Source organism: Paenibacillus sp. FSL H3-0329 (assembly GCF_037963285.1).
GTDB classification, from domain to species: Bacteria; Bacillota; Bacilli; order Paenibacillales; family Paenibacillaceae; genus Paenibacillus_AQ; species Paenibacillus_AQ odorifer.
In genome coordinates this window covers 6,146,680-6,173,120 of sequence record NZ_CP150150.1, presented here as the reverse complement: position 1 = coordinate 6,173,120, position 26,441 = coordinate 6,146,680, and the positions used below count along the sequence as shown (strand labels likewise).

Genomic DNA, 26,441 nt, shown 5'->3' with positions numbered 1-26,441 from the left:
CTTATTTAAAAATTTGTGTGAAGGTCGAGGAAACTTCATCGCCGTGCTCGTTCATCCATTCCCAATTCACATCAAATGTTTTAATTTCTTCAAGATTGGCACGATTTTCTGCCTTCACGTCAGTTCTGCCTGGCAGCAAATAGGCTTTGGCAACAAGGGCTTGCGCTTCATCGGATAGAAGGTAGTCGATAAAAGCCTTAGCGTTATCTACATTCGGGCTTGTCTTAATGATCGCAGCCGGACGAGGGCTGATTACAGTTCCTTCAGCAGGGTAGACGATATCCACAGGTTCTCCGTCAGCTTTTGCTTTATAAGCCATGTAATCTACGCCAGCAGCAACGACGGATTTAGCACCGGTAATCACCGGATCAAGTGCCTCTTGATTGGCGCCTGCCATAGCTACTTCATTGCTTTTATATTGTTTAAAAAGATCCCAGCCACTGTCCCCCTTAGCACTTAAATACCCAGTCATGAAATCAAGAGCCGAGCCGGAAAGTGAAGGATCGGGGATATTGACTGCACCCTTCCATTCCGCTTTAGTGAGATCATCCCATGAAGTCGGAGGTGTGCTTACTTTTTTAGTATTGTAGACAATCCCCAGTGCGGATGCGCTATAGCTAAAATAATTACCATCTGCTGTGTCTGACCAATCGCTAACGAGCTTATCTGCATTAACCGCCTCTTTATATGGAAGTAATAATCCGTCGTTTTTCATTCCTTGCATGGACGGAAGAGAGGCGAGGACAACAACATCAACGACCGGATTGGATTTTTCTGCTTCCATGCGGGCAAGTATTTTTCCTGTAGTGCCTTGGAACATTTCAACCTTAACGCCAGTTTTGGCTTCAAAGCCGTCTTTGATTTTATTGGCTAAACCTTCAGGTCCTGCACTGTAAACGACAAGATTGCCGCTTAGTGTCTTTTCTGTTGGTTGTGGGGCTTCAGTTTGCGTCGCCGCCGCAGTATCGGTTTGGTTGTTGCTTGCGTTAGCCGCAGGGGTGTTCGAGGAGCCGCAGCCCACTAGAGTAATGCCAAGTGCAGTTGTTAGAAGAAGTGAACTTAACCCTTTTGTCTTTTTCATTTGATTCAATGTAATTGCCTCCCTAATATTGTTGTGTGCATCTTGCTGCATGGAACAGCATCATATAGAGCCATTCCATGCAGTGGACGCTTAATTCAGATGATGGATTTGGTGCTCTGAAGCGTACAGCTGAATCTTTTCCCCTACAGGTAGGCGCCGATCATGATAAGCGGTCCAAGTCCCATTGTGCTCCATGTTCAGAATGATCTCATAGCGATCCCCCATATAACTCACATGCTGAATAGTCCCTGTAAAAGGAAGAAAGGAAGCATCCTCCTGAGACCAGCGTAAATGTTCTGGACGCAGCATCTGTTTATCCGGAACGATCCAGTTGGATTTTCCAATAAAGTGTGCCACAAAGGGATGACTCGGTTTACGATAAATGTCCTCAGGAGAACCACTCTGTAAAATAGTGCCACCTTGCATTACAACTACTTCATCTGACATAGACATCGCCTCGGTTTGATCATGCGTCACATACAGGGCTGTAATGCCCATGTTTTTCACCAAGGAGATTAACTCCAGCCTCATTTCATCTCGCAAGACCGCATCTAGCGCACTTAATGGCTCATCGAATAATACAAGCTGAGGGCGCATGACTACGGCTCGGGCAAAAGCAACCCGCTGCTGTTGTCCACCGGACAGCTGGTGTGGAAAACGCAGCTCTAACCCCTCCAGCTTGACCGATCGAAGTGCCTCCTGTACCCGAACCCGTAAATTCTTTTTTTGTTTGGAAGCTCGAAGTCCGAAGGCTACATTCTCGAACACAGTCAGATGCGGCCAGAGGGCGAAATCTTGAAAAACCATGCCAAAGTTACGGCGATGAATAGGGTGGCTAATTCTTTTGCTGCCTGAAAAAATAAACTCATCATCGATCAGAATTTCTCCTGCATCCGGTGTTTCCAGCCCAGCAATCAGACGGAGTAGTGTCGTCTTTCCACAACCTGAAGGACCGAGTAATGTCGTAAAGCTTCCAGCGGGAATCTTCAGATCTGCAGCCTTTAAGGCATGCACATCTCCGAATTTCTTTTCCAATCTGTGGATTGTAATTTCCTTCATTCTATCTACCTGCCTGTTCTTAAGCTTGTTCTTAGTGTAAAGGTAAAGAATTCCCGCTATATTTGCTGAATGTAACTGTGATATTAACTTTTTTGCCGATTTATTTTAACATTCATAGAATTCTTCTATGTTACCGTTTAGCAAAAGGCGAGGGAGTGGAAGAGAATGAACCTTAATCTAATGAAGCTGGAAATTGTAGAACTGCTGAATAAACATAAAAAAATTACCACGGTAGCAGATAAACTTGGACTAAAGCAGCCCACCGTTACGTATCATTTGAAGAATTTAGAGCAGCAATTGGGGGAGAAGTTATTTGAATCCAGAATGGATAAAATGATTCTTACGGAGAGTGGTAAAGCTTTTCTTCATTATGCAATCAAAATCAATGCGCTTGCTGCGGAGGCGGAGCGGGTGGTAAAAGAGTTCAGTCAGGCAGGCCGGGGGACGCTGAAAATTGGTGCCAGTTATGTTCCAGCTACATATATTCTTCCAAAAATATTGGGGCTGTTTGGCGAACAGCATCCGGGGATTACCATTTCTTTATCGGTTAAGCCTTCACCGGTGATCAAAGAAATGCTTGCCAGTCATGAGATTGATCTTGGTATCTTGTCTACGGAATCTTTTTATCTGCCTGATCTGCATACTCAAGCCTTATGTGAAGATGAGCTTGTCCTTGTTTTTGCACCTACACATGATTTTGCCGGATTTTCTAATTTAAACTCGGCGATGATCGCTTCAGCGAGCTTTATTTTGCATGACAAGGAATCAAGCACACGCCATTTGACGGATAAATGGTTTGAACGAGAGGGAAAAGAATCAAAACCGCATATTTTGCTCGATTCACTGGAGGCGATTAAGCAATCGCTTATGAGTGGACAGCATGTCTCATTTATTTCACGACTTGCTGTGGAGGACGAGGTAGCCAGAGGAAGATTGCTAATGCGAGCCATTCCGGATTATAATTTTGAAAGACATATTTATTATTCGTATAACCGTGATCGTCATTATTCTCCTTTAATTGGACTGTTCATTGACCAGCTCCGCACAATCCGAATATAAGCATACATAGAGAATATACGATAGAGCCATTATATATATGAAAGAATACATAAAATATAAGGACTGTATAAATTCAGAAATTGGTGTATAATCTTAGGTACTGTGTCGCTTTACAGCACAAAAAAGTTGCAGATTTTCAAACGGTTTTATTGTATGATATGAGGAAGCTTTAATAGACGATATTTAGACAGACAAACTTAACACATTGATCCGGAAGAGAATGGGGGGAGCAGCATGACCGAACTTACGACTACCGTCAGCAAAAGCAACTCTAACAATCTGCTGCGACGGGACGTACGGTTCTTGGGGAACATTTTAGGAGAGGTCTTGGTTCACCAAGGCGGTAACGAACTGCTAGAGATCGTGGAGAAGATCCGCGAGACCAGTAAATCGCTACGCTCACTATTTTTACCTGAACTGCATAGTGAATTTAAGGAGTTAATCAATTCTTTGGATCCGGAGAACCGTCATCAGGTAATAAGAGCGTTCGCCATTTATTTTCAATTGGTGAATATTGCCGAACAGAACCACCGGATTCGCCGTAAACGTGACTATGAACGTTCAGCTGGGGAGACAGTTCAACCCGGTTCTATAGAAAGCGCTATTCAAGAGCTTCGTGAACGTGATTTCTCTCATGAGGAAGTCAACGAGATTATTGAAGGATTGTCTCTGGAACTTGTAATGACGGCACATCCAACGGAAGCTATGCGCCGTGCGATTCTCGATATTCATAAACGGATATCCGATGATGTTATGGGTCTTGATAACCCTACTCTAACTTTCCGTGAACGTGAACAGCTTCGCGAGAAGCTATTGAATGAAGTGATTACGCTTTGGCAAACGGATGAGCTACGTGACCGCAAGCCGACAGTACTCGATGAAGTGCGCAATGGAATGTACTATTTCCATGAGACTATTTTCCATGTATTGCCGGATGTGTATCAAGAGCTTGAACGCTGTCTGAGCAAATACTATCCTGGACAGAATTGGCATGTGCCAACCTACTTGCGTTTTGGATCATGGATTGGTGGAGACCGTGATGGTAACCCATCGGTAACCTCAACAGTCACTGCGCAGACTTTACGCATGCAGCGTAAGCTGGCCATTCGTGAATATCAGCGGATTATGCGTGAACTCATGAAATATCTAAGCTTTAGCACAAGTATTGTTAAAGTGACGCCTGAGCTAGTAGAATCCATCGAAGCTGATCGTGAGATCATTAACCTAGGCAAGATGGAAGAATGGCGCAATGACAACGAACCTTACCGAATTAAACTTAGCTACATGATCTCTAAGACACAAAATGTTTTGGATGATGAGAAAAAAGATACTCCTGAGCGTTATGCTACACCTGAGGAGTTCATAGATGATTTGAATGTCATTGACCGCAGTCTACGACATCACTATGCCGACTATGTGGCCGATACCTATATTAAAAAGCTAATCCGCCAAGTGGAGTTGTTCGGATTCCATACGGCAACTCTTGACGTGCGTCAACACAGCCAAGAACATGAGAATGCCATGACAGAAATTTTGGCGAAGATGAATATTTCGCCGGATTACTCTAAGTTGACTGAGATCGAGAAGATTGATCTGCTGGAGAAATTGCTGAATGATCCACGTCCGTTGACCTCTTCTTACCAGACTTACACTGAAAGCACAGAGGAGTGTCTGGCGGTTTACCGGACGATCTTCGCATCGCAGGAAGAGTACGGCAAACAATGTATCACCAGTTATCTGATCAGTATGGCGGAAGCTGCAAGCGACATTCTGGAGGTTATGGTCTTCGCCAAAGAGGTAGGACTATTCCGCAAGGATAACGACGGTACAGTTGTATGTACCCTGCAAGCTGTGCCACTTTTTGAAACGATTGATGATTTGCATGAAGCACCGCAAATTATGCACACACTGCTCAGTATGCCGATCTACCGTGATGCGGTAAGAGCAATGAATGATTTGCAGGAAATCATGCTTGGATATTCAGATAGTAATAAAGATGGCGGCGTGGTTACTGCTAACTGGGAACTGCGTGTTGCCCTAAAAGAAATTACAGCGACAGCCGATCAGTTCGGAATCAAGCTGAAGTTCTTCCATGGTCGTGGTGGAGCGCTCGGCCGTGGCGGTATGCCACTTAACCGCAGTATTCTTGCTCAGCCAGCTTCGACAATTGGCGGAGGGATTAAGATTACCGAGCAGGGAGAAGTGATCTCCTCCCGTTACTCGATGCAGGGGATTGCTTACCGCAGTCTGGAGCAAGCGACATCTGCGCTTGTAACTGCAGCAATTAGTGCGAGAGTGCCACAAGCGGATCTTTATGAAGAGAAATGGGAAGAGATTGTTGCCCGGATTTCTGAAGTCTCGCTGAACAAATATCAGGATTTGATCTTCCGTGATCCAGATTTCCTGACTTATTTCAAAGAATCAACACCTCTGCCTGAGGTTGGAGAGCTTAATATCGGTTCCCGTCCTTCCAAGCGGAAGAACAGCGACCGTTTTGAAGATCTGCGTGCAATTCCTTGGGTATTTGCATGGACACAAAGCCGTTATTTGCTCCCAGCCTGGTACGCTGCTGGAACCGGACTGCAGAGTTTCTATGAGGGTAAGGAAGAGAATCTGAAGATAATGCAACATATGTATGAGAACTTCTCATTCTTTACTACACTGATAGATACGCTGCAAATGGCTATTTCAAAAGCGGACTTGATTATTGCTAAGGAATACGCCAGCATGGGCAAGAACGAGGAAGCACGTCAACGGATATTCGGCCAGATTGAAGATGAATTTAATCTGACCTCTGAGCTGATCCTGAAGATTACAGGCCAGCAGGATATTCTGGATAACGTTCCTGTGATTCAAGAGTCGATCAGACTCCGTAATCCATACGTTGATCCGCTTAGCTACCTGCAGGTTCAATTGCTATCCGAGCTTAGAGCGCTCCGTGAAATCGATGGAGATGATAGCGAACTGCTTCGCGAAGTATTGCTTACCATCAACGGCATTGCCGCCGGTCTTCGGAATACCGGCTGATATAGTCCTAACAACAAAAAGTCCGCCCTATTTGGGGCGGACTTTTTTTGCCTAATACAAGTTGTTGTGATCATAAACTGTATATTGCTGCTGTGAACTTTACTTGTGCCTAAATATTGGAGAGTCAAACCCGATATTTTTTTATTACCCTACCCAAGTAACCGAGATGTAATCGGAGGTAAATAACGTGGCACTTATTACTTCGGTGATGGAGCAGCGTAGAGAATATTTGGAACTGTAGGAGCGCCAGCGTTCGCCTTTATCCTCAGATTTCGACCGCTATATGCGGTTTATAATCAGGAAATGTGAGGATAACAGCGACCGGAAGTCCAAATATTTCTCGGAGCCGCACTTAATCGCCTATACCAAGTTGTCCAGTTTTTAACTCAGTTTACATAGAAGGTTACAATACAATCCTTGATTTTTACACAAACTTGAATTACGATTTAATTGCTTGTACCGTGGATATTTGCGAAGAAATACCAAGGGCGGCAAGTCTGGGGGAGTTAACAGGTGGAGAATTTGGAAGGCAGATTGACAAAGCTCGCCTTGAAGGGCGACCAAAGGGCATTTGCCGAGCTTGTGGAACTATATAAAGACAAAATATATCATTTAGCTTACAGGATGTTGAACAATCGCCATGAGGCGGAGGATATTGTTCAGGAGACCTTTTTGCGTGTGTATAGGAATTTGGATCGTTATGATGATAAACAGAAGTTCTCCACATGGATTTACCGGATTGGAACGAACCTCTGTATTGATAGATTGCGTAAACGAAAACCAACCTATTCGCTGGATGCTGAAATGAACGATCAGGAGGGCCTTGATGGCTACTCGTTGATTCCGAGCGATAATGTGACACCTGAGACCGAACTATTGCTCTCTGAGACGCAGGGGCTAATCTATGAGGCGATTGACAGTCTGCCTGTGAAATACAGGTCGGTGATGATTCTGAGGTACCTGCAGGATCTGTCACTTCAGGAGATTAGTGATGTCCTGGATATGCCCGTGACCACGATTAAGACGCGTGTACACCGAGGCCGTGAATTTTTGCGTAAAAAATTAGGCCCAAAAATGTAAAAAAAGATTTTTTTTATGAAACATCTTTTCGAGAGCGACGTATGTAAGTTAAGCAAGTCTTATGTGTCCTGACCCTTTGTCTTAGGATAATTAAATAGCACTCATGAAAGGATTGGCTCCTATGGAATGCAAACTGGCCGTCTCTATGATGCATGACTACTTGGATGACGACTTGCCCGAACAGCAGCAGAGGGAATTGAAGGAGCATCTTCTATCCTGTCCAGATTGCCGTGCAAAGTTTAAAGAATTGGAACAGACAGATATGTTGATGTTCTCCCTAATGCATCAGAATCCTGTAGCTTCAGATGATCTTGTGAGCCGGATAATGAGTTCATTGCCAAAGACTAAGAAAGAAAAAGCCTTTATTACCTGGATCAAGAGACACCCTGCACTTACAGCGGCATCTCTATTCCTTGTCGTTATGCTGATGAGCACCGTAACTTTTTGGAGTCCAGACAGACAACTTGTAGTTAGAGGTGTTGATTTGGATCAAGTGGTCATCAAAGGGGATACTGTAATTGTACCTTCCGGAAAAATTATTACCGGAGACCTTACCATAGAGAACGGTAAAGCACAGGTATATGGAGAAGTGAACGGCAACGTGACAGTCATTGACGGATCTCTATATCAGGCTTCAACAGCTCATATTTCTGGGCAAGTCAAAAGCATAGACCAGGCAGTAAGCTGGTTCTGGTATAAAGTGACGAACATGTTCTCTGAAGTTGCCTACCGTTAATGCGGGCAGTGGTTACCTTGAGCAGGAATATTAATTAGCGCCTCTTTTTCCGGAAAGATGGCGCTTTTTTGTTTCCTTAAATTGGGTGGTTTCGGAAAGGATTGAGGGACTAAACTTGCAACTGAAGCCCGAACGTTATAACCTAGATATGATACAGAGCTAACAGACATTTTACATAAACCCAGCTAATTTGAAATGACGGGGGTTTTAGGCAATGAGTTATTTTACTGAGCTAACATGGAAAGATTCCATTAAAGATATAATTGATATCCTAATCGTCAGTTACATTATTTATAAAGTGCTTAATATGGTACGCGGGACGCGGGCGATTCAGCTTTTAAAAGGGATATTGGTTCTGGTCTTGATTTGGGCGGTAAGCACAATCTTGGACTTGTATACACTTAAATGGCTAATGAATCAAATGTTTACTTTCGGGGTCCTAGCTGTCTTTATCATTTTTCAGCCGGAACTACGAAGGGGACTGGAGCAGCTTGGACGGGGCAGATTTTTCGGACGGGCTGGAGAAAGTGACGAAGAGATCAGTAAGTTAATCGGCGAAGTGATTAAAGCCGTGAATTATTTATCTCGCAGAAAAATAGGGGCGTTAATCGTTTTTGAGCGGGAGACAGGGCTAAACGAATATACAGAGTCAGGTATACCCATGCGTTCCCTGGTCAGCTCCGAATTACTCATTAACATCTTCATTCCCAATACACCTCTGCATGACGGAGCCCTTATTATGCAGGGAAATCAGATTGCTGCGGCTGCTTGTTACTTGCCTTTGTCCGAGAATCCTTTTATCAGCAAAGAACTGGGAACCCGTCATCGCGCTGCTATAGGAATAAGTGAGGTTGCGGACTCGGTGTCTGTCATTGTCTCAGAGGAGACAGGGCAGATTTCCCTTGCAATTAATGGCCAGATCGTGAGAGACATTAAGGAAGAATCCATGATATCGAAGCTCCATCAAGAGCTTAGTGTAAGTTCATCGCTGAAGGAGAAGGGTTCAACTTTCTGGAAACGGAAGGGGGACAAGAATCATGGATAAGTGGATGAACAATAACAATTTCAATAAGATTCTGGCCCTTGTGTTCGGGATCATTTTGTTTACGATGGTTCATGTCGATACTGCGCCTTCTGGACAGACAACAGTGGATATTAAAACAAAAACTATTGAGAATGTGAAGATTGAAGTGACCGGCCTTGACGAGGATAAATATGTCCTTGAACCTTTGGCTGTCGACAGTGTGAGTCTGGAGGTAGCGGGTAAAAATTCCGATATCTCCTTTCAGTTCTCGGATGACTATAAAGTAATGCTTGATCTGACTAAGGTCGAACCTGGAGATACCACGTTGCCACTTTATTATAAACTGCCAAAAGGTGTATCCCTGGTAAGAATGAATCCTAAAGAGGTTACCGTACATGTAGAATCACGGAATACAAAGTCTTTTCCCATATCCTTGGTTACGAAGGGGAAACCTGCAGAGGGCTACCAAATAGGCACCCCGGTCCTGCAGCCTACAGATACTGTCGAAGTCACACTTGCTGATAATGAACTGAGCAAGGTAGCTAAGATACAAGGAACCATTGAGCTTAACGGTGAAAATGAGACATTTAAAGAGAAAAAATTGAAGCTACACGCTTATGATAAGGATGGAAATGAAATTAAAAATGCTGTAATTGAGCCTTCTACTGTATCCGTGGAATTGCCGATTACCTTACCGTTTAAGAGTTTGCCGCTGGAGATTGGCTTTACTGGACAACTTCCGGATTCTCTCGTATTATCCAAATTGACACCTGAGCAGGAAGCAGTCGTAGTGTATGGACAAGCAGAGGCTTTGGCAGCTTTATCAGCCTATGAAGCCACTGTTAACCTTAGTGCAATAGATTCTGCTGGAACGAAACAAGTAAAGGTCGATTTGAAGCCTCCGGCTGGAACGGAGAAAGTCATGCCCGAAGCTGTGAATGTTTCATTAACCATCTCAGAAATTGCTGAGCGGACGATTGAGGCGGTACCTGTCAAGCTTCAGGGTGTGGGGGATGATCTGGAAGGAAGTATTGTTAATCCTTCAAGCAAGGAAATAGCGCTTACCTTAAAGGGTGCGCCTGCTTTACTAGATCAACTTGATAAGAAAGATATAGGGGTTGTGGCTGATGTTAGCGGTCTTTCGGCTGGAACTCACGAGGTTTCTTTGCGGGTATCGCTGCCCCAGTTTATCGCACTAGCCAATTCAGGGGTGCCTCTTACTGTGACCGTGCAGCTGTTATCACCTGCAGCGCCAGTTCCTACACCTCATCCAGATACGGGGGGGGTAACTACTACTCCTGAGCCAAGTTCTGAACCTGTTATAGGTGATGAGGAACCTACGGAGAAGCCCACTCATAGCGGAGAGGCTGGAGCAACACCAACGCCTGTACCAACGGATACCAATCCGGAGAATAACGGCACAGCTAACACAAGTACGAATTCCGAAAATCCTGTAGGTACGGGCGGGACGTAATCTTTTGAGCCCAGAGGTACACCAAAATAGTATGCAAATCATATGATAGTACATTAAGCTAACGTAGCGTATTCAAAGGAGAAAAATAATGGGGAAGTATTTTGGAACAGACGGTGTGCGGGGAGTAGCAAACCGTGAATTGACTGCAGAAATGGCTTATAGCATTGGCCGTTGTGGAGGATATGTACTAGCGGGTAACTTGGATAAACCGAAGGTTGTTATCGGAATGGATACACGTATTTCCGGTCCTTTATTGGAATCCGCGCTGATTGCGGGCTTATTGTCTATTGGAGCTGATGTAATCCGTATAGGCGTAGTTAGTACACCTGCTGTTGCCTATATTACGAGATTGTTAAAAGCAGACGCAGGCGTCATGATCTCAGCTTCTCACAATCCGGTAGAGGATAACGGCATTAAGTTCTTTGGTGGGGATGGCTTCAAGCTAACAGATGAAACCGAACTGCAAATTGAAGAGCTTATGGATGCGGAGGTAGATGAATTGCCTCGTCCTATCGGTTCAGGTTTAGGTATGGTTACCGTAGATAATGATGCTAAGTATCTTTATCTGGAGTATTTGAAAACTACCATTTCTCAGGACTTTAAGGGAATCAAGGTTGTACTGGACTGTGCGCATGGCGCAGCTTATGAGCTTGCTCCAAGACTGTTCAGAGAGCTTGGCGCTGAGGTGATCTCTATCGGGGCTGAGCCAGATGGATTGAATATTAATGATGGATTTGGTTCGACACATCCAGAGACTTTGCGTGAAGAAGTCTTACGTCATGGAGCTGATTTGGGACTTGCTTTTGACGGAGATGCAGACCGCTTGATCGCTATTGATAATAATGGTGATGAAGTCGATGGTGACTTTATCCTTTGTATTTGTGGCGATGCGATGAACCGTGCAGGTAAGCTGAAGGATAGCACGATTGTATCAACCGTTATGAGTAACATCGGATTTTATAAAGCTACCGAGAAATTATCCCTGAATACCGCTAAGACAGCTGTAGGGGATCGTTATGTTATGGAAGAAATGCGTCGTGGAGGCTTTAATCTAGGTGGAGAACAGTCTGGACATGTTATTTTCCTGGATTACAATACTACTGGTGATGGTATTCTTACAGCTATTCAGCTGGTAGACACACTTAAGGCTACAGGCAAACAGCTTAGCGAAGTTAAGAGTATGATGACTAAATACCCGCAGGTGCTGGTCAATGTTCGTGTACAGGATAAGACTAATTACCCTAACAACGTAGCTATAGAAGCGGCTATCGCTGAAGTAGAAGGCAAGCTAGGCGACAATGGCCGTGTGCTTGTACGTCCGTCAGGTACGGAATCTCTAATCCGCGTTATGGCAGAGGGACCGGATAAGGCAGATCTAGATCTTTATGTGAATCAAATTGTGGAAGTAGTTCAACGCGAATTGGTATAATCCATTACCTTAACTATAAGGCTGGTGCAGTGAGCGAGAGCGATTCGGACTCGTTGCACCAGTGTTATTTTATTTTAGGATTAGATCGTTTGAACTGGTTTTGTAAAATTTAGGTTGGTGCGCCATTGCCAAAGTACTACAAGGTGCATATAATAGATTAAGTGTCATTCGAGAAGGAAAGCGGGGATTGTGAGGTTAGCAATAGCAAGCGCCAGAGCTTGGTCTAGCGCGGGGGAGAAGGGAAAGCTGCTTACTTGTTATGTAGGCTATGGCTTGAACGGATCACGGCAGACGTAAGCTGACGAGGTGGAGGTGTTCGAAATGTTCGGCGGGGACCTCCCGGTGATGCACCAGAGCCGTAAATGGATACGGAAAATGAAAGGGCGACCTTTCACACAACGTTTTCATGGGTGCAACAAATTATATTATTCATGTGTGCGCGCATCAGAAGGAAACACGTTATTTCTGCCACGGCAGAGGAGAAGGCTGTGCATTTCATGAACATTAGAATGTAAGTGACAGTTTATTTTGTTGATCCTAAAATACAACAGAATATTTGCTTTTTCTCAAAAACATGCCGCACGGCACGTTTCTTTCCTTATGCCGCCACATTACGATAACTCGGACGGGGGAAATTATAATGTGTGGTATTGTAGGATATATTGGTAATCAGAATTCGCAGGGGATCTTGGTTGAGGGCTTGAAGAAATTGGAATATCGTGGATATGATTCCGCTGGTATTGCTGTATTTACCCAAGAAGGACTGCAAGTAGTGAAAGCTCAAGGCCGTTTGGCGAATCTGCAGTCGAAGCTCCAAGACAGCCCGCTGGCAGGTAGCGCAGGTATCGGACACACACGCTGGGCAACTCACGGTAAACCATCCGATGAGAACTCACATCCACATACGGATAACAGCATGAAGTTCTCGGTAGTTCACAACGGTATTGTCGAAAACTATCTGGATCTGAAAGAAGAGCTGATCGCTGGCGGATGCCACTTTGTCTCTGAAACAGATACAGAAGTTATTTCACATCTGATTGCTCGCGAATATGACGGGGATATCGTGAAGGCTGTACAAAAAGCGATTACGTTCATGCGCGGTGCGTTTGCATTAGGCGTCCTGACTGAATATGAACCAGATAAACTGGTGGCTGTGCGTCAAGCTAGCCCGCTCATTATCGGTCTTGGCGAAGGAGAAAACTTTATCGGGTCAGATATTCCTGCACTGCTTGAATATACCCGTAACGTATATATTTTGAACGACGGCGAAATGGCTGTGCTGACAAGAGATGCTGTCGAATTGATGACGATTGAAGGCAATTTTATTTCTCGGGAAATGATTACTGTCGATTGGGATGCAGTTACCGCAGAAAAAGGCGGCTACGAGCATTTCATGTTGAAAGAAATACACGAGCAACCTAAGGCTTACCGCGACACCATGCGTGGTCGTATCAATGCCGAAGGCAACAAGGTTGTATTGCCTGAACTGAGCATGACTGAAGAACAAATCAAGAACATTCGTAACATTCAAGTCGTTGCTTGCGGAACGGCATACAACGCTGGTGTGGTAGGACGTACTATGATCGAATCCTTGGTTCGTATTCCGGTTGAGAATGATATCGCTTCGGAATATCGTTACCGTTCACCAATCGTGACTCCAGAAACTTTGGTTATCGTAGTCAGCCAATCCGGTGAGACTGCAGATACTTTGGCAGCTCTGCGTGAAGCACAAGCTAACGGGGCACACGTATTGGCGATCACTAACGTAGTGGGCAGCTCTATTGCTCGGGAAGCGAACGATGTGTTGGTAACCTTGGCGGGTCCGGAAATTGCAGTAGCTTCGACCAAAGCTTACACTTCACAATTGATCGCATTTGGATTGTTTGCTCTTTACTTGGCTGAAGTTCGTGGAACACAAACCGAAGCACAAGTTACTAAGATTCTTGCAGCTATGCAATCTCTGCCAGAGCAAGTGGAAGAGATCCTAGCTCAAAAAGAAGCGATCAAAGGTTATGCTGAACAAATTTCTGAGCACAAAAACTTGTTCTTCATCGGCCGCGGCGTAGACTACGCTGTTGCTCAAGAAGGATCTTTGAAGCTGAAAGAAATCTCTTATATTCACTCCGAAGCTTATGCTGCAGGTGAATTGAAACACGGTACATTGGCTCTGATCGAAGAAGGTGTTCCAGTTATTGCCCTGGCAACTCAGGAAGCTGTACTTGAGAAGACCGTCAGCAACATCAAAGAAGTGAAAGCTCGTGGCGCAGACGTGCTGGCAATCACTCACCAAGAGCATTTGACTGACCTGCTTAGATCAGTTGATCAAGTGTTCGTGATTCCAAAGACACTTCCAATGCTGACAGCAGCTTTGTCCGTAGTGCCTCTGCAATTATTGTCTTATTATGCTTCTCTTGCGCTGGGTCATGATGTGGATAAACCACGTAACTTGGCGAAGAGTGTTACTGTGGAGTAGGTTTGGTGATATAAAAGTACAGTTGTCCTCATGTCCAGTGACATTAAAGATGTGAAGTGGACATTAAAGATGTGAAGTGGACATTAAAGTTATGAAGTGAATATTTAAGCTGTGAAGTTGTTTAATGTAAAGATTGGACAACAACCTAGACTATAAAGCCGTCCTGAGATCATAGGACGGCTTTATATTTTACTTAATAGGATCTAAACTAAATTTGAATTTTTGGTTTCTTTAAATTCGTTCTGTTGATGTTGGATGACAACTAAGTTAATAACTGACGGAAGTCATCAAATAAAGTGCCTTTTGTGCTTTATTTTTTTGGATATGACATAACGAATATTGAAAGTTGACTATAAGAAAATCGCCTAATTATTCGAAGGCGGTTTATTGAGTTATTGTGTCCCGTTAGTGTAACAATCATTTTGTGGAGTCAAATTACTATCTTCAAAATAAATTGACATGATTTTAGACACGTTATCTGTAATTTTATTATTAATGGATTGAGTAAAGTCTCATCAAACCAAAGGAATTGCTGATTGCCCTATTTTGAGGTGATTTCAAATGTACAAACATAAAATGTAATGTTATTAATTCAAGCTTTTGCAGTATTGGGTTTATGCGTTATGATTTATCGTGTAAAATCGCATCGGATTCTGTAGCTCTACTAGCATATGGTATGTATATTCTACTATCGTATGTGTATTGGAAATCGAAGTACGCAGCCTTCATTGTATTTTTAGTCTTTTTGTTTTTTATGTTCTTTATGTTATTTCTTGATATCATCATTCCAGGAGGATTGTTAGATACTTCCAATATAATTTTGCAAAATAGTATGATTGTTATTGGTACAGTTGCACTTGTTTCATGTACGATTTGGTTCTTTGTACTTAGAAAGAAAAACAAGTATAGACTTGATAAAACAAGCTTCACAGAAAACTGTGAGGCTTGTTTGTTACTCTTATGTCATGAAAAAATCAACTAAAGAAAGAAGATGAAATAAATGTTAAATAGGTTCTCCGTGTTCATTGATAAGAGAACATCCGTAACTGTTGTGAAAAGAAAATATCGTGATTGACTAAAAAATTACTAGAGTGAATATTTCGATGAAATAGAGCCATCGTTCACGTAATGAGTGAGCCAGTTCTTCGGAAAAATTAAGCCACCCTCGAGTGGCGGCTCCGTGATGATGATTTGGCTAGTTAATTTATAAGTCCTTTACGTTTACTCATCGATTCCATGCCTTCAAGTGTGATCGTGTATGATGAGTATACGGTTCGATCAAGAATAGCGTCTGCCAGTGTACTTTCTCCAATTTTACCGTGCCAACCAGCATGAGTAAATTGTGAACAGAAAATTGTTGATCCAATTTGATGGCGTGCTTCTACGATCTCAAGCAGGTCTCAGGCCTCAATTTCTTTTAACGAAACTAGGAGCCATTCATCTAGAATTAACAGGGGAACTTTTTTGTAGGATTTCATGACTCGTTTATAAATACCCTCGCCTCGAGCTACTGCCAATTCATTTATTAGTTCAGGCAAACGAATTTATTTAAACGGATAGAAATTACGTTATGCAGCAGTACCGAATGCACAGGCCAAATAGGTTTTTCCTGCACCGGATGTGCCCATGATAATGTTATTAAGTTTATCTTGAATATAAGAGCCTGTGGCTAAACGAAGGATCTGCGTCCGGTCAAGTTTTCGGTCAGCACGATACTCAACATCCTCAATACAGGCGTTGCTTTGTTGAAAATCCTTCTTTCGAATTGGTGAGGTAAGACGGTTGTTCTTGCGTCTGGACCATTCAATATCTACTAGCAATTCAAAGTGTTTTTAAAAATTTAGGGTTTAAAAACTTAGAACTAATAATTGATTTTGATAGTTCTCAGCCATTGCTGCGAGTCGCATTTCGTAAAGTTTGCGTAACGTAGGTTCATGTGACATGGTTTAACCCCTCCCGTGATAATCTGCACCACGAACGAATTCATGGTTTTCAGAAGAGAGTGGTTGTGGCTTAACTTCATTTATTGTTTCGAGCCGATCTTGACTGGTAGTTAAGATCGTTTTGATATTTTGAGAGCTAGGCCTAGGGGTGTAGGAAAATGCTTTGGCAAATGCTATTTCGAGGCGAACAACGCTGTTCTTATCTTCAAGTTTAAGGAGTGCCATGCAGCTTCTGTAGCCTTGTTGTTCGACCTTATATGAGGATAGAATTGCTTGAACACAAGAGGCTGTATAAGCACCAACGCTTTCTGCCCACGAGATAAAGCGACTAACATTCCATTGAATAAATTTCTTATGATTTTCTGGCGTGTGATCTCTTACAGTGCTGTCCTGTCCTGGCTTTCCTTTTGATGAGGGATGGGTAACTTGACTATTCTTCCTTAACATTAGGGGATTTTTCTAGGGAGTGCCAGTGAATGAAGAACATTATATTCATAGTAATGAAATTAATTCAACCTATGAATTTCATGTCAGTTTCGGCGCAAGGCTAGTGTGTTTAGTTAGGGTTATAAACAGATGAGTGAAATTACGAATTTTTTCATGAATAGTTTAATGAAGATTGGAGAATTATAATTTATAAAAAAAGGAGTGAGTGTACAGTGAGAAAAAAATTAGTAATATTGGTTGTTTTTTGTTTGGTTTACAATATTCTGAGCCTTAGTGTTTCAGCACATTCAAATTTACCTAAAACAATTACCTCAGGAAAATGGGCTGTTAAAGTTAATACAAGTATGTTGCCATCACCCGAACCCAGTAAATACAAAAGCTATAAATTAACAGCAACTAACCTGAGTAAAGAGAAGCTTGACGCCACATTTGAATTTTATCGTTCTGTGGAAAAAGAAAGTAAAGAAAAGATAATATTAATTGACCCAACTAGTTTTCCGGTTAAATCTAATGAGACAATTGAGTTTACTCGATTTTTCATCGATAAAAATGCAAAAGAATTCGAAGTATTAATTTCTTGGTTAGACCAAAATAAACGTAAGCATCTAGAGTGCATGAATATAGATCTGAAATAAATAACATGGTGCTGCAAATTTAAATTGGCAGCACCACTGTTTTTGCCGGGTAAAGTATTCATCCAAAGCTAAATTTGACTTTTAGCAGATAGTTTTTTACCTACTTGGTAGGTGATTTCTTTCATTAATTCCACTATTTTCTATAAATTCAATGATCACACCAGGGTACAGGCTACATGGCAAAGTAAATAAAACATTCCTTCGAGCGTACGTTTATGGGTGCTTTGCCAATGCAGTCAGGCCAAAAACATGTAACGAGAAAAGGCAATTGTGTTTTGGCTAATAAGCAGATCGTAGGGCGACCTTGGAACTCTTTTTGAAGGCGCAGCAAGGGTTGGCTCATTTGAAAAAGACTATCAAAGAGTACGTAAGTCGTTGAAACACCTGTGGTGATATCTCACGATTCAGAAGCTAGATCTGGGCAGCACGCAGAGCTTCTTTCCGCCGTTTGATACAGAAGATCGCTTGTCAATTTCCTGGGAGCTCCCGTGGAGTTCAGTCTTAATGAAACCTAGCAAGACGAAGTTCAAGGGGAGGAGTGTATGACCGTCCAACCAGCCTAAAGTAAGCATGCGAAATTTCTTAGAAAACGCACTGGTGAAATGATCCTTGATCCAAATCCGAGTGAGAAGTTCTAAGGAGTTACTAGTTTTTTATTAAAACATGTAATCGTCTACAATAAACACTGAAAATCGTGTTACAGAGTGTTTCAATTCGTTGAACGGTGTCACTGTTGAGCGAGATCAAAAAACGGTACCTAGCAAACCTGCTATAATTTAAGAAATCGGTAGGTAACATTTTTGTAAGCGTCAAATAGCCTACACCTTGACATCAAGATACGGGCTATTTTGACGCTTTTGGAACGATGCCTCAAATTTAATGGAGCTGTCCATATCCATATGAGATCCTCAATCTTATTTACACAATTTATATAGTTTCAAAAAGTTTACACAAAATTATTGACAAACCCTAGCAAACCTAAAATATAAACCTCGGATAAAACTTTGACACATAATATCTTGTTTTGCAATTTGAAAAATTCACCACTTTATCAAACTAAAGAAAAATAGTTTTGTGTAATCTGACTTGCTTGTAAAGAATACAACTTTTTAAATTCACCGTTTTTTTCCAACAGTTCACTTAGAGAACCGCTCTCAATAATGTTTCCAGACTTCATAACAATTATTCTATCAGCAAAATCTAAGGATATTAACTTGTGGGATATGAAAATCGTTGTTTTATCATTACATATTTCCCGGAAATTTTTATAAAAATCACTTTCAGACCTAGGATCCATCGCTGATGTTGGTTCATCCAAAATTAATATCTGAGAATTTCGCATAATTGAACGAGATAAAGCTAATTTCTGCCATTCCCCTCCGGATAGATCTTCACCTTCATATAATATTTGAGTTAAATATGTATCATATTTCATCTTGAGATTATCGATAAATAAATCTGCACCGGTTCTTTTAGCGACTTCTTTGATTAACTCGGAATTTTTAATCTGGGAAATTTGACCAAAACCTATGTTTTCAGAAACGGTGTAGGGATATTTAATGAAATCTTGAAATAATATAGAAATATTATTATTGAGTTCGTCTTGTGAAAAGTTGTTGATTGGAACATCATCTATTAAAATTTCTCCTTGTGAGATGGGGTAAATCCCCAATAAACATTTTACGAGTGTGGATTTGCCAGAGCCATTCTCACCAACAATAGCTATTTTTTCACCAACATTAACATTCAAAGTTATATCATTCAGAACTGGTTGTGAGTTTTGATTGTAATTAAAAGTAAGATGATTAACAGTAATTCCTTTTTTGATTGAATTAGGGAATTTCATTAATGAGGTGTCATCAGCTAAAATATGCTTTTCCTCAATAAATGAGAAATATTCTTTTAAATATAGTCCATTTTCAAAAATATTTGAAATATTAGTAGTTATAGAGTTTACTGAATTCTGCATTTGAACAATTGCTTGTGTAATAACGACAAAATCACTTATTTTGTAATTTTTTTTCAGTGTAATATTTATTGCTAAGATTAAATTAATGGCATAACATATTCCTTTTAAAATATCCGCCATAAAAGTAGCGATTTGAAAATTAGAAAATAACTTGAGTGAATCTTTACTATTTTCTTCGTATTTTCGACTCCAACGATCAATTAAGTATTTATGTAAATTCAACATTTTAATTTCTTTTGCGAACTGAGGTTCTAGTATCAGTCTTGATGTATATCCAATATCTCTTTGTGTTATAGAGTGAAATCTGAATAATTCGAATCTTTTATAACCAAATTTAATATTAACGATAAGCGCAGCAGTAGTATTTATTAATATGATTAATAAGAAGATCCAATGGAGAGAGAGCAAATATGCTCCAATTGATATTGTTGTAATTAGGTTTTTAATTAAACTAAATATTTCTGTTAAAGGAGCCAAAAACCTTTCGCCAGATGAACTTTGAATTCTAGAAAGATTATTTTGATAAGTGTGATTCTCTATAAGTGAGAGAGGGGAGTTTGAAACTTTAGAAAAGATATTGCTCTTTATGTTTAGTCCGAGACTATTTTCGGTTTTTTTTGTTAAAAAGTTCTGTGTTTTTGTCAGAAATGATAGAAAAATAATTATGAGAAATTGAAGGGTTATTATTATTAATACTGTTTGATAATGAAATTCCTTGGTATCTATTAAATTAATGATAGTATCTAAAAGTTTTTTTGAGAGTATCAAAGAAATAATGGGTTCAACACCAGAAATAAGAGCAAAAAATACACTGAAAAATAGCCAAGTTTTACTTCCATTCATTAAGATTGTCAGAACTTTATATATATTTGAAGATCGCACTTTTTGTCACCTTCTTTAAATGTTTTTCTGTGTTGCATGCTATTAATGGGTAAAATATGAGTAGAAAAACGAGCCTCTAGAATTACTTCTAAGGCTCGTTTTTCTTCAAGTATACTAATTAGAAAACTAAGAGGACTTTGTAGTGTTGAACATCTGATGTTAAAAAATTACAATTGGTCTTAGTAATAACAACATGTTTGAGTCATTGTTGAATTACAGTAGGATCCGTCGTAAGCATCTACCCATACATAAAAAATGTTTCCTGTTGAAGATGCTGGAGGGCAGTTGTATGGCTGGCAAGATTGTTGAACCTTTTTGTTAGTACAAACAACGCCCATAGGTGAAGCCGAACCGTCAAATCCAAGAAGTTTACCAAATAAATTTTCCATTAAAAAACCACCTTGTCATCAAATTTTTGTTTCTTTTTGTTATTACAAAAGGTGTGCCTCTACTATATACTTTTTTTCAATTAAAGTAAATGATTGACATATCGAACATAAAATTCTATCATATAAAATAATTAAATAGATTTATCGGGGAGGGAGCGAGATCAATAATACTGTGCTTTATGGACCTGTTTCAATTTTTATAATCTTTTTAGTGGTAATAATTATTTCTTTTAAATCGCTAAAAAAAGAATTATTGTACCTTACAACAAATAGTTTAATAAAATCAAATCCCCCTATAGTTGGAAAAAAGATTAATACACTTTACAGTAACTATGATATTTTTTTAGAAGGTTATTTTATGGTTTTTTTTGCTGATGCAAATTGTTCTAGTTGTTTTCCTGAACTTGAAGATTTAATAGATTTGAATAAGAAATTTGGAGCAGTTCCAGTCAAGGTTCTAGTCTTTGGAGAGCAGAAATCTGTGCATAACTTTATTAGAACCTATAGTAAATTTTTTGAAATTGTTGAAGCCTCTCCTAAAGATAATCTACCAGCAGATATAACTTTGTCATTTCCATCGATAGCTCTAGTGAACTCACAATTGTATATAGAGCGTCTATTCATGACTTCAAGGGAAGCTTATAACGTTTATAAAGCATTATCATCTTAAGGATAATTGGAGGGGTCCTAGTGTACTATGAAGGTCTAATGTTTTCACTTAGAATTTTTCTTGGGTTAATTTTCTTAACTTCTGGTTACGGGAAAAATAAAAACTTAAACTTACATAAGTACAAAATTGAAGGATACGGTTTTTTTCCTAAAAACCTGGTTAATTTCATCGCTATATTTGATGTTATTTTAGAGATTTTTATTGGAGTGTCCTTTATTTTTGGGATTCTTATTAATCAATTTCTTCTAGTGGCAATCTCTCTCTTTTTTATTTATGCCATAGCAGCCGTAATAAGCTTATCAAAAGAACAGGAGAAGGTATCTTGCGGCTGTGGTGGAATACTAGGTGATAAAGAAGCATCCTGGTTAGTTATAATTAGAAATTGTTTTTTTATTGGTATCTGTTTTGTTTTGTTAATCCGTGAAAACTTACTTGGGAATATAGACCTATTTTTAACAAATCAACATCCAATAGATCAAATATATAATTTTAACTATATATATTTTTTTTGTTTCTCTTTAATTTCTACATTTATTTATCAGACAACATCTAATTTATTAAATATGTATAAAACTATTCGTCTTTTTAGGGGAGGAATATAAGTGGAAACAGCAATTGTTCTTCTATGGATTACTGTGATTATTGAGGCTGTTCTTATTTTCTATTTATCAAAATTCGTATCTACTTTCCTGAAAAAGCTAAGAATCAACAATCAGAGTGAACTAATACCTGATAAGTTAAAAATAGGTGAAAAGGTGCCTCTTTTTAGAGAAGAGGATCAAGTAGGGCGGCTTATTTCTTTAGCTGAAAACTCAATGAATAATAATACTCTTATTATTTTTTCCTCTAGCCAATGTGTTTATTGTCATGAGGTTTTATCGAATATCTCTCTTATATCTTCCAATTTTAAAACATTGCGAATAATTGTTGTAGGAAAGGATGAGTTAGAAATTAAAATAACAGATGATGTCCATTATATTAAATCTAAAGTTATATTTGATAATTATTTAGTCCATGTAACTCCTACAATATTATTATTAGATAACCGAAATCATCTAATTAATTATTTGGATGTTCAACATTCACATGGATTGAATATTGTACTGAAAAATTACTTAATACCTACATTGTCTGTCTCATGATTTTCATTTTCTATATTGCCATTTACCACAAGCACCATTTGTACTGTTCTATATCAGGATAAGTAATTAATTCGGGATAATACCTTCTTTATATAGTAAATTAGTTCAAAAAATTGAGGTGGTAATTTTATAATGTCACTTACCATAGCTGAATTTTACAAAAAGACTAAAGATAAATTAAATCGTAAGAAAAATGGACAAGACTTTAGAGTGGGAAGTATCTTCCCGATAAAAAATAATAAACAAGAATTAAATAATAATGGGATTCTTGTTTTGTTCTTATCAACTTCATGCTTGTTATGTCTGGATATTCTTTCTATGATAAAGGAAATTAAAGATGATCTAGGAGATAAAGATCTTATTTTATTTATAAAGGGAGGAAAGAATGAACTTAGAAGTCTAGATGAGAATATATTTGCATCGATTAGTAATTATTATCTTATAAAAGATACGAGAAAATATAATGTCAAACTGCTACCATATTTTTTTTATTTATCAAACGCAGGAATAATTCTTTCTAAAGGAACTATAAATCGCCATGAAGAAATTAAAAATATCAATTTCAGTCGGTTATAGTGGAGGTTGCCAAATGAATAAAAATATAGCACAAATCAAACCGAGGAAGGTCTATAAAGATCAAAATAGTAATGTTATAGATTTAAATAATCCAACTTTCAGAAAGACTTCATTATTAATATTTATATCTATTTACTGTGTTAGATGCATTGAATTATTGACTAACTTAAATAAGTTGAAAAGCATATCAGATTTACCATTAATTATTTTTTCCGATGGAGACAAAAAGGAGAATAGAGAAATTGGAGAGGCCTTCTTAGATCAAATTTCGATTATTTCTATTACTGAAGAACAAATGTATAAAGATTTTCAAATTAAAACACATCCTTCATACATTATACTTGGTGAAAATAAAAATTTCATTGAATCAGGAAATATAATCAACATTGATGCTCTAATAGAAAAGTTTATTCTACATAACACAGGTAAAACTTTCTAAGGATATAAAGGTATCTACCGATTGTGACAACCTTTACTTATTAATAAATATGGAGGCGTTTAAAAATTAATAATATATATTTGGACTATTGTTCCTCTAGCCCATTATACCCACAGGTATATGATCTTTTGCTTAAAACATCGCAAGAATATTATTCTAATCCGTCGTCTTCACATTCTATGGGATATGAAGTAAGTAATTTAGTAGAAGAATCTAGAGAGACAATTTCCTCTATATTAAATGTTAAACCCTCTGAAGTTATATTTACTTCAGGAGCTACTGAGAGCAATAACATAGCAATTTTAGGAGCTATAAAATGGCTAATGGATAATAAAAAAAAACCTATTCATATAATCACAACAAGCATTGAACATTCCTCAGTTTTTAATTGTTGCAAAGAATTACAGGATGCAGGAATTGAAGTCACCTTTATTCCTGTTGACAGGAATGGGATTGTAGATACTTCTTTAGTTATAAAGCATATTAATGTAAATACAGCTCTAATCAGTATTATGCATGTTAACAATGAAACAGGTTCAATACAACCTGTAATGGAAATAGGTGCTCTTATTAAATCCTATGATTCAAATATTATCTTTCATGTAGATGGAGTACAAGGCTTCGGAAAAATACCGTTGAGTTTAGATGATATTGATATGTATACACTCTCAGGACATAAAATTGGTGCTCCTAAAGGAATTGGAATTTTAATAAAGAAAGATTTGGTGTGTATTAAACCATTAATCTTTGGAGGGAATCAAGAGTATGGACTAAGGTCGGGTACTACTAATGTTACAGGGGTATTATGTATATCTGAGGCTATAAAAATTTCCTATGAAAATCTAGAATTGAACATAAAACATATTTACATGTTATACAAGTATATGCTGGAGAAGCTTCAAGATTTTCCGGATATAATCATTAATAGTCCCAAAACACCACTTTCATCTCCACATATATTAAATATTTCTTTTTCGGGTGTAACATCAGCGGTATTGATACATTTATTTTCTGTTCGGGGTTTAATTGTTTCTTCCCAGTCAGCATGTTCTTCAAAATCAAAAAAGGTAAGTAGAGTATTAATGGAGATGACAAATAACGAAAAGATTTCTTCTAGCAGTATACGAATCAGTCTTAGTGAAAGAACTAGTTTTGAGGAAGTAGAATACTTTATAACTATACTAAACGATGTAGTAAGCCAAATTAAATCAGGAAAGAAGTACATTATTTAATTCATATTCATGGCAGCTGATGTTATACAAATTTGGACGGTAGAAAAATGAATAGAGACAAAGTGCTTTCCTTGTGTTGAAAAGTAGTCATCATAACCGACTTCTGAACGAAGGATTTTTCAATAATGTTTCATACTGTCATCGTACCTTGGCATCATTAACCTCCAGGAATTGATTCATGTTCTTTTCGAGGGTCGCCTATTAGATTAAGCCGCCACAAAGACGATGGCTTAATCTTGTAGGCGACCCTTCTTTGCCTGAGGGCGAGCAGGCGCATCTGGCAGCGATATAACGTTGACTGATTCCTTGACTATAGAGCCCGTAGGATTTCACGATATTGGGTCATTGTATGGCATCATCAGAATGATTTACACTGATCTTTAGATTGTCTATGAAAATCTTTCTTACAAGAGATTCATACCATGGATCTTACTAACCAGTATGATGACTCTTTTAGCTACGTAATATTCAATAGACTCGAATAATGTAGATACAGCCTGAAGCCTGAGAAATTATAGTACTAAACTGATCACAACATATTACGCTAACGGACGGGTTAAGATTAAAATCACTTGGAAATTGGAGGAGATTTAACGCGTTGATCCAATACGAATTAAAGTAACTTAAATTAAGGAGGTATGAAGAATGTATGATTTAACAATTTCGTTAGACTACGGAGAACCTTTAAAGCTAAAACCTGATTATCGGTATGACTTTGTTACTTTTGACATTAATAATGACCACGGAAGAGGGTTACTGAACAATAGCGTGTTCGTCTTACGAACAATAACAGGAGGGAACGTAAAAGGCAATGTTCTTATTGATTTAATACACACATCAAATGTGAATGCTTTCGATGTAGCTTCTCATGCGAATTGTCATTTTCATCTATTAGAAAGCGACAAGCTACGAGAAGAAGGAATACTTATTAACGATAAAATCAATTTACAAATAACAGAGACCTCGGTCTCGTCTCAATATTTTGCAGAAATAAAGGATCAGGCCGTTACGAATAATAGTCCCTTTGGAGATAATACTAAATTGACTTTTACTACTTGCAGATACATTCTATTTACTCTTCACCATGAGAATACAGTAAATTCCAAAAATATTGAGCTGGCTACAATTTTTGATCTGCAAAAAGAACATATTTGGCATAACAATCGCTATCGTAATTTTAATAACTTACATACATTGGACATTGACCGTTATGTGAATCGTAAACTCGCCCCTTCGACTCCTTGGTCCGAAGTTAAAAAAATAATTGAAAGTGAAAATAAGAAGTGGCGAGATCTCTCGAATCAAAAGTTTAATCAATTGCTAGATAAAAGGGGAGAGCTTCCTTTTCTGGTGATTGAACGGTAGCCGTATTCTCTATCTTTAAATCGTATTTTGGACATTAATAGTGAGTTCTATTTTTCTTTACATATTTATTCATGGACTGATGAATGGGGAATAATCTTGCTATTATTCAGTATGGGGACTATTTAGTGAAGTAGATTTCTGGCACGTAGAGAATTTTGACGATTGAGCTAACGCGAAACGTTAGTTCTATAAAACAAGAAGACAGCCGATCACTCAACGTGATCGGCTGATTATGTTTATTAAATAGGCAGTTTAATAGAATGTATCCCGACTATATTGCCTCTTAATTAGAGGGGGTTCACTTTGTAAT

Annotated in this window: 22 protein-coding genes; 16 read left to right on the top strand and 6 right to left on the bottom strand. The window is 39.1% G+C overall.

What is annotated here, in order from left to right; translation table 11 throughout:
* Nucleotide 1: 1 nt before the first annotated feature.
* A complete protein-coding gene (locus NSQ66_RS27175) occupies nucleotides 2–1,081 on the bottom strand; it encodes an ABC transporter substrate-binding protein (RefSeq protein ID WP_076099904.1) in 1,080 nt (359 codons plus the stop codon).
* Nucleotides 1,082–1,171: 90 nt separating this feature from the next.
* A complete protein-coding gene (locus NSQ66_RS27170; RefSeq protein WP_076099886.1) occupies nucleotides 1,172–2,140 on the bottom strand; it encodes an ABC transporter ATP-binding protein in 969 nt (322 codons plus the stop codon).
* A 165-nt stretch (nucleotides 2,141–2,305) separates the two neighbouring features.
* On the opposite strand from NSQ66_RS27170, the gene NSQ66_RS27165 reads away from it, so the two are divergent.
* From NSQ66_RS27165 to glmS, 8 genes are all read left to right on the top strand, one after another.
* Nucleotides 2,306–3,199, top strand: coding sequence for a LysR substrate-binding domain-containing protein (locus NSQ66_RS27165; RefSeq protein ID WP_036681285.1), 894 nt, complete (start codon nucleotides 2,306–2,308; stop codon nucleotides 3,197–3,199).
* A gap of 234 nt (nucleotides 3,200–3,433) precedes the next feature.
* A complete protein-coding gene (gene ppc, locus NSQ66_RS27160; RefSeq protein WP_036681287.1) occupies nucleotides 3,434–6,226 on the top strand; it encodes a phosphoenolpyruvate carboxylase in 2,793 nt (930 codons plus the stop codon).
* A 513-nt stretch (nucleotides 6,227–6,739) separates the two neighbouring features.
* Nucleotides 6,740–7,306: an RNA polymerase sigma factor SigW gene (sigW, locus tag NSQ66_RS27155; protein WP_036681288.1), complete on the top strand. Its 567-nt coding sequence runs from the start codon at nucleotides 6,740–6,742 to the stop codon at nucleotides 7,304–7,306.
* Nucleotides 7,307–7,427: 121 nt separating this feature from the next.
* Nucleotides 7,428–8,042 carry a zf-HC2 domain-containing protein gene (locus tag NSQ66_RS27150; RefSeq protein ID WP_036681404.1) on the top strand — a complete coding sequence of 205 codons (615 nt, stop codon included), beginning with the start codon at nucleotides 7,428–7,430 and terminating at the stop codon, nucleotides 8,040–8,042.
* Nucleotides 8,043–8,256: 214 nt separating this feature from the next.
* Nucleotides 8,257–9,087, top strand: coding sequence for a diadenylate cyclase CdaA (cdaA, locus tag NSQ66_RS27145; RefSeq protein ID WP_036681290.1), 831 nt, complete (start codon nucleotides 8,257–8,259; stop codon nucleotides 9,085–9,087).
* Nucleotides 9,080–10,540 (top strand): CdaR family protein, encoded by a 1,461-nt coding sequence (locus NSQ66_RS27140; protein ID WP_051491181.1) that lies wholly within the window; start codon nucleotides 9,080–9,082, stop codon nucleotides 10,538–10,540. The genes cdaA and NSQ66_RS27140 overlap by 8 nt, the downstream gene beginning before the upstream one ends.
* Before the next feature lie 88 nt (nucleotides 10,541–10,628).
* On the top strand, nucleotides 10,629–11,969 hold the full coding sequence (gene glmM / locus NSQ66_RS27135; protein ID WP_036681292.1) for a phosphoglucosamine mutase: 1,341 nt from the start codon (nucleotides 10,629–10,631) through the stop codon (nucleotides 11,967–11,969).
* A 640-nt stretch (nucleotides 11,970–12,609) separates the two neighbouring features.
* Nucleotides 12,610–14,442 (top strand): glutamine--fructose-6-phosphate transaminase (isomerizing), encoded by a 1,833-nt coding sequence (glmS, locus tag NSQ66_RS27130; RefSeq protein WP_076099889.1) that lies wholly within the window; start codon nucleotides 12,610–12,612, stop codon nucleotides 14,440–14,442.
* Between the two features lie 1,199 nt (nucleotides 14,443–15,641).
* Here glmS and NSQ66_RS27125 read toward each other — a convergent pair.
* The 3 genes from NSQ66_RS27125 to NSQ66_RS27115 form a co-directional block, all read right to left on the bottom strand.
* Nucleotides 15,642–15,830, bottom strand: coding sequence for an ATP-binding protein (locus NSQ66_RS27125; RefSeq protein WP_306019514.1), 189 nt, complete (start codon nucleotides 15,828–15,830; stop codon nucleotides 15,642–15,644).
* 180 nt (nucleotides 15,831–16,010) lie between these two features.
* Complete coding sequence (locus NSQ66_RS27120; RefSeq protein ID WP_305953623.1) at nucleotides 16,011–16,262, bottom strand: ATP-binding protein; 252 nt, start codon at nucleotides 16,260–16,262, stop codon at nucleotides 16,011–16,013.
* 126 nt (nucleotides 16,263–16,388) lie between these two features.
* Nucleotides 16,389–16,832 (bottom strand): hypothetical protein, encoded by a 444-nt coding sequence (locus NSQ66_RS27115; protein ID WP_051491182.1) that lies wholly within the window; start codon nucleotides 16,830–16,832, stop codon nucleotides 16,389–16,391.
* Between the two features lie 212 nt (nucleotides 16,833–17,044).
* On the opposite strand from NSQ66_RS27115, the gene NSQ66_RS27110 reads away from it, so the two are divergent.
* Nucleotides 17,045–17,467: a hypothetical protein gene (locus NSQ66_RS27110; RefSeq protein WP_036681299.1), complete on the top strand. Its 423-nt coding sequence runs from the start codon at nucleotides 17,045–17,047 to the stop codon at nucleotides 17,465–17,467.
* 1,051 nt (nucleotides 17,468–18,518) lie between these two features.
* On the opposite strand, the gene NSQ66_RS27105 is transcribed toward NSQ66_RS27110, so the two are convergent.
* Nucleotides 18,519–20,279 (bottom strand): ABC transporter ATP-binding protein, encoded by a 1,761-nt coding sequence (locus NSQ66_RS27105; protein WP_141118566.1) that lies wholly within the window; start codon nucleotides 20,277–20,279, stop codon nucleotides 18,519–18,521.
* A gap of 639 nt (nucleotides 20,280–20,918) precedes the next feature.
* On the opposite strand from NSQ66_RS27105, the gene NSQ66_RS27100 reads away from it, so the two are divergent.
* From NSQ66_RS27100 to NSQ66_RS27070, 7 genes are all read left to right on the top strand, one after another.
* On the top strand, nucleotides 20,919–21,377 hold the full coding sequence (locus NSQ66_RS27100) for a hypothetical protein (protein ID WP_143766150.1): 459 nt from the start codon (nucleotides 20,919–20,921) through the stop codon (nucleotides 21,375–21,377).
* A gap of 20 nt (nucleotides 21,378–21,397) precedes the next feature.
* A complete protein-coding gene (locus NSQ66_RS27095; protein WP_036681306.1) occupies nucleotides 21,398–21,979 on the top strand; it encodes a MauE/DoxX family redox-associated membrane protein in 582 nt (193 codons plus the stop codon).
* The gene (locus NSQ66_RS27090; protein WP_036681307.1) at nucleotides 21,980–22,519 is read left to right on the top strand and encodes a hypothetical protein; all 540 of its coding nucleotides are present in this window, start codon (nucleotides 21,980–21,982) and stop codon (nucleotides 22,517–22,519) included.
* Between the two features lie 132 nt (nucleotides 22,520–22,651).
* Entirely contained in the window at nucleotides 22,652–23,095 is a 444-nt protein-coding gene (locus NSQ66_RS27085) for a hypothetical protein (RefSeq protein WP_036681309.1), read from the top strand.
* A gap of 13 nt (nucleotides 23,096–23,108) precedes the next feature.
* Complete coding sequence (locus NSQ66_RS27080) at nucleotides 23,109–23,534, top strand: hypothetical protein (RefSeq protein ID WP_036681312.1); 426 nt, start codon at nucleotides 23,109–23,111, stop codon at nucleotides 23,532–23,534.
* A gap of 80 nt (nucleotides 23,535–23,614) precedes the next feature.
* The gene (locus NSQ66_RS27075) at nucleotides 23,615–24,766 is read left to right on the top strand and encodes a cysteine desulfurase family protein (RefSeq protein ID WP_162164268.1); all 1,152 of its coding nucleotides are present in this window, start codon (nucleotides 23,615–23,617) and stop codon (nucleotides 24,764–24,766) included.
* A gap of 645 nt (nucleotides 24,767–25,411) precedes the next feature.
* Nucleotides 25,412–26,131, top strand: coding sequence for a hypothetical protein (locus NSQ66_RS27070; protein ID WP_036681316.1), 720 nt, complete (start codon nucleotides 25,412–25,414; stop codon nucleotides 26,129–26,131).
* The last annotated feature ends 310 nt before the right edge of the window (nucleotides 26,132–26,441 follow it).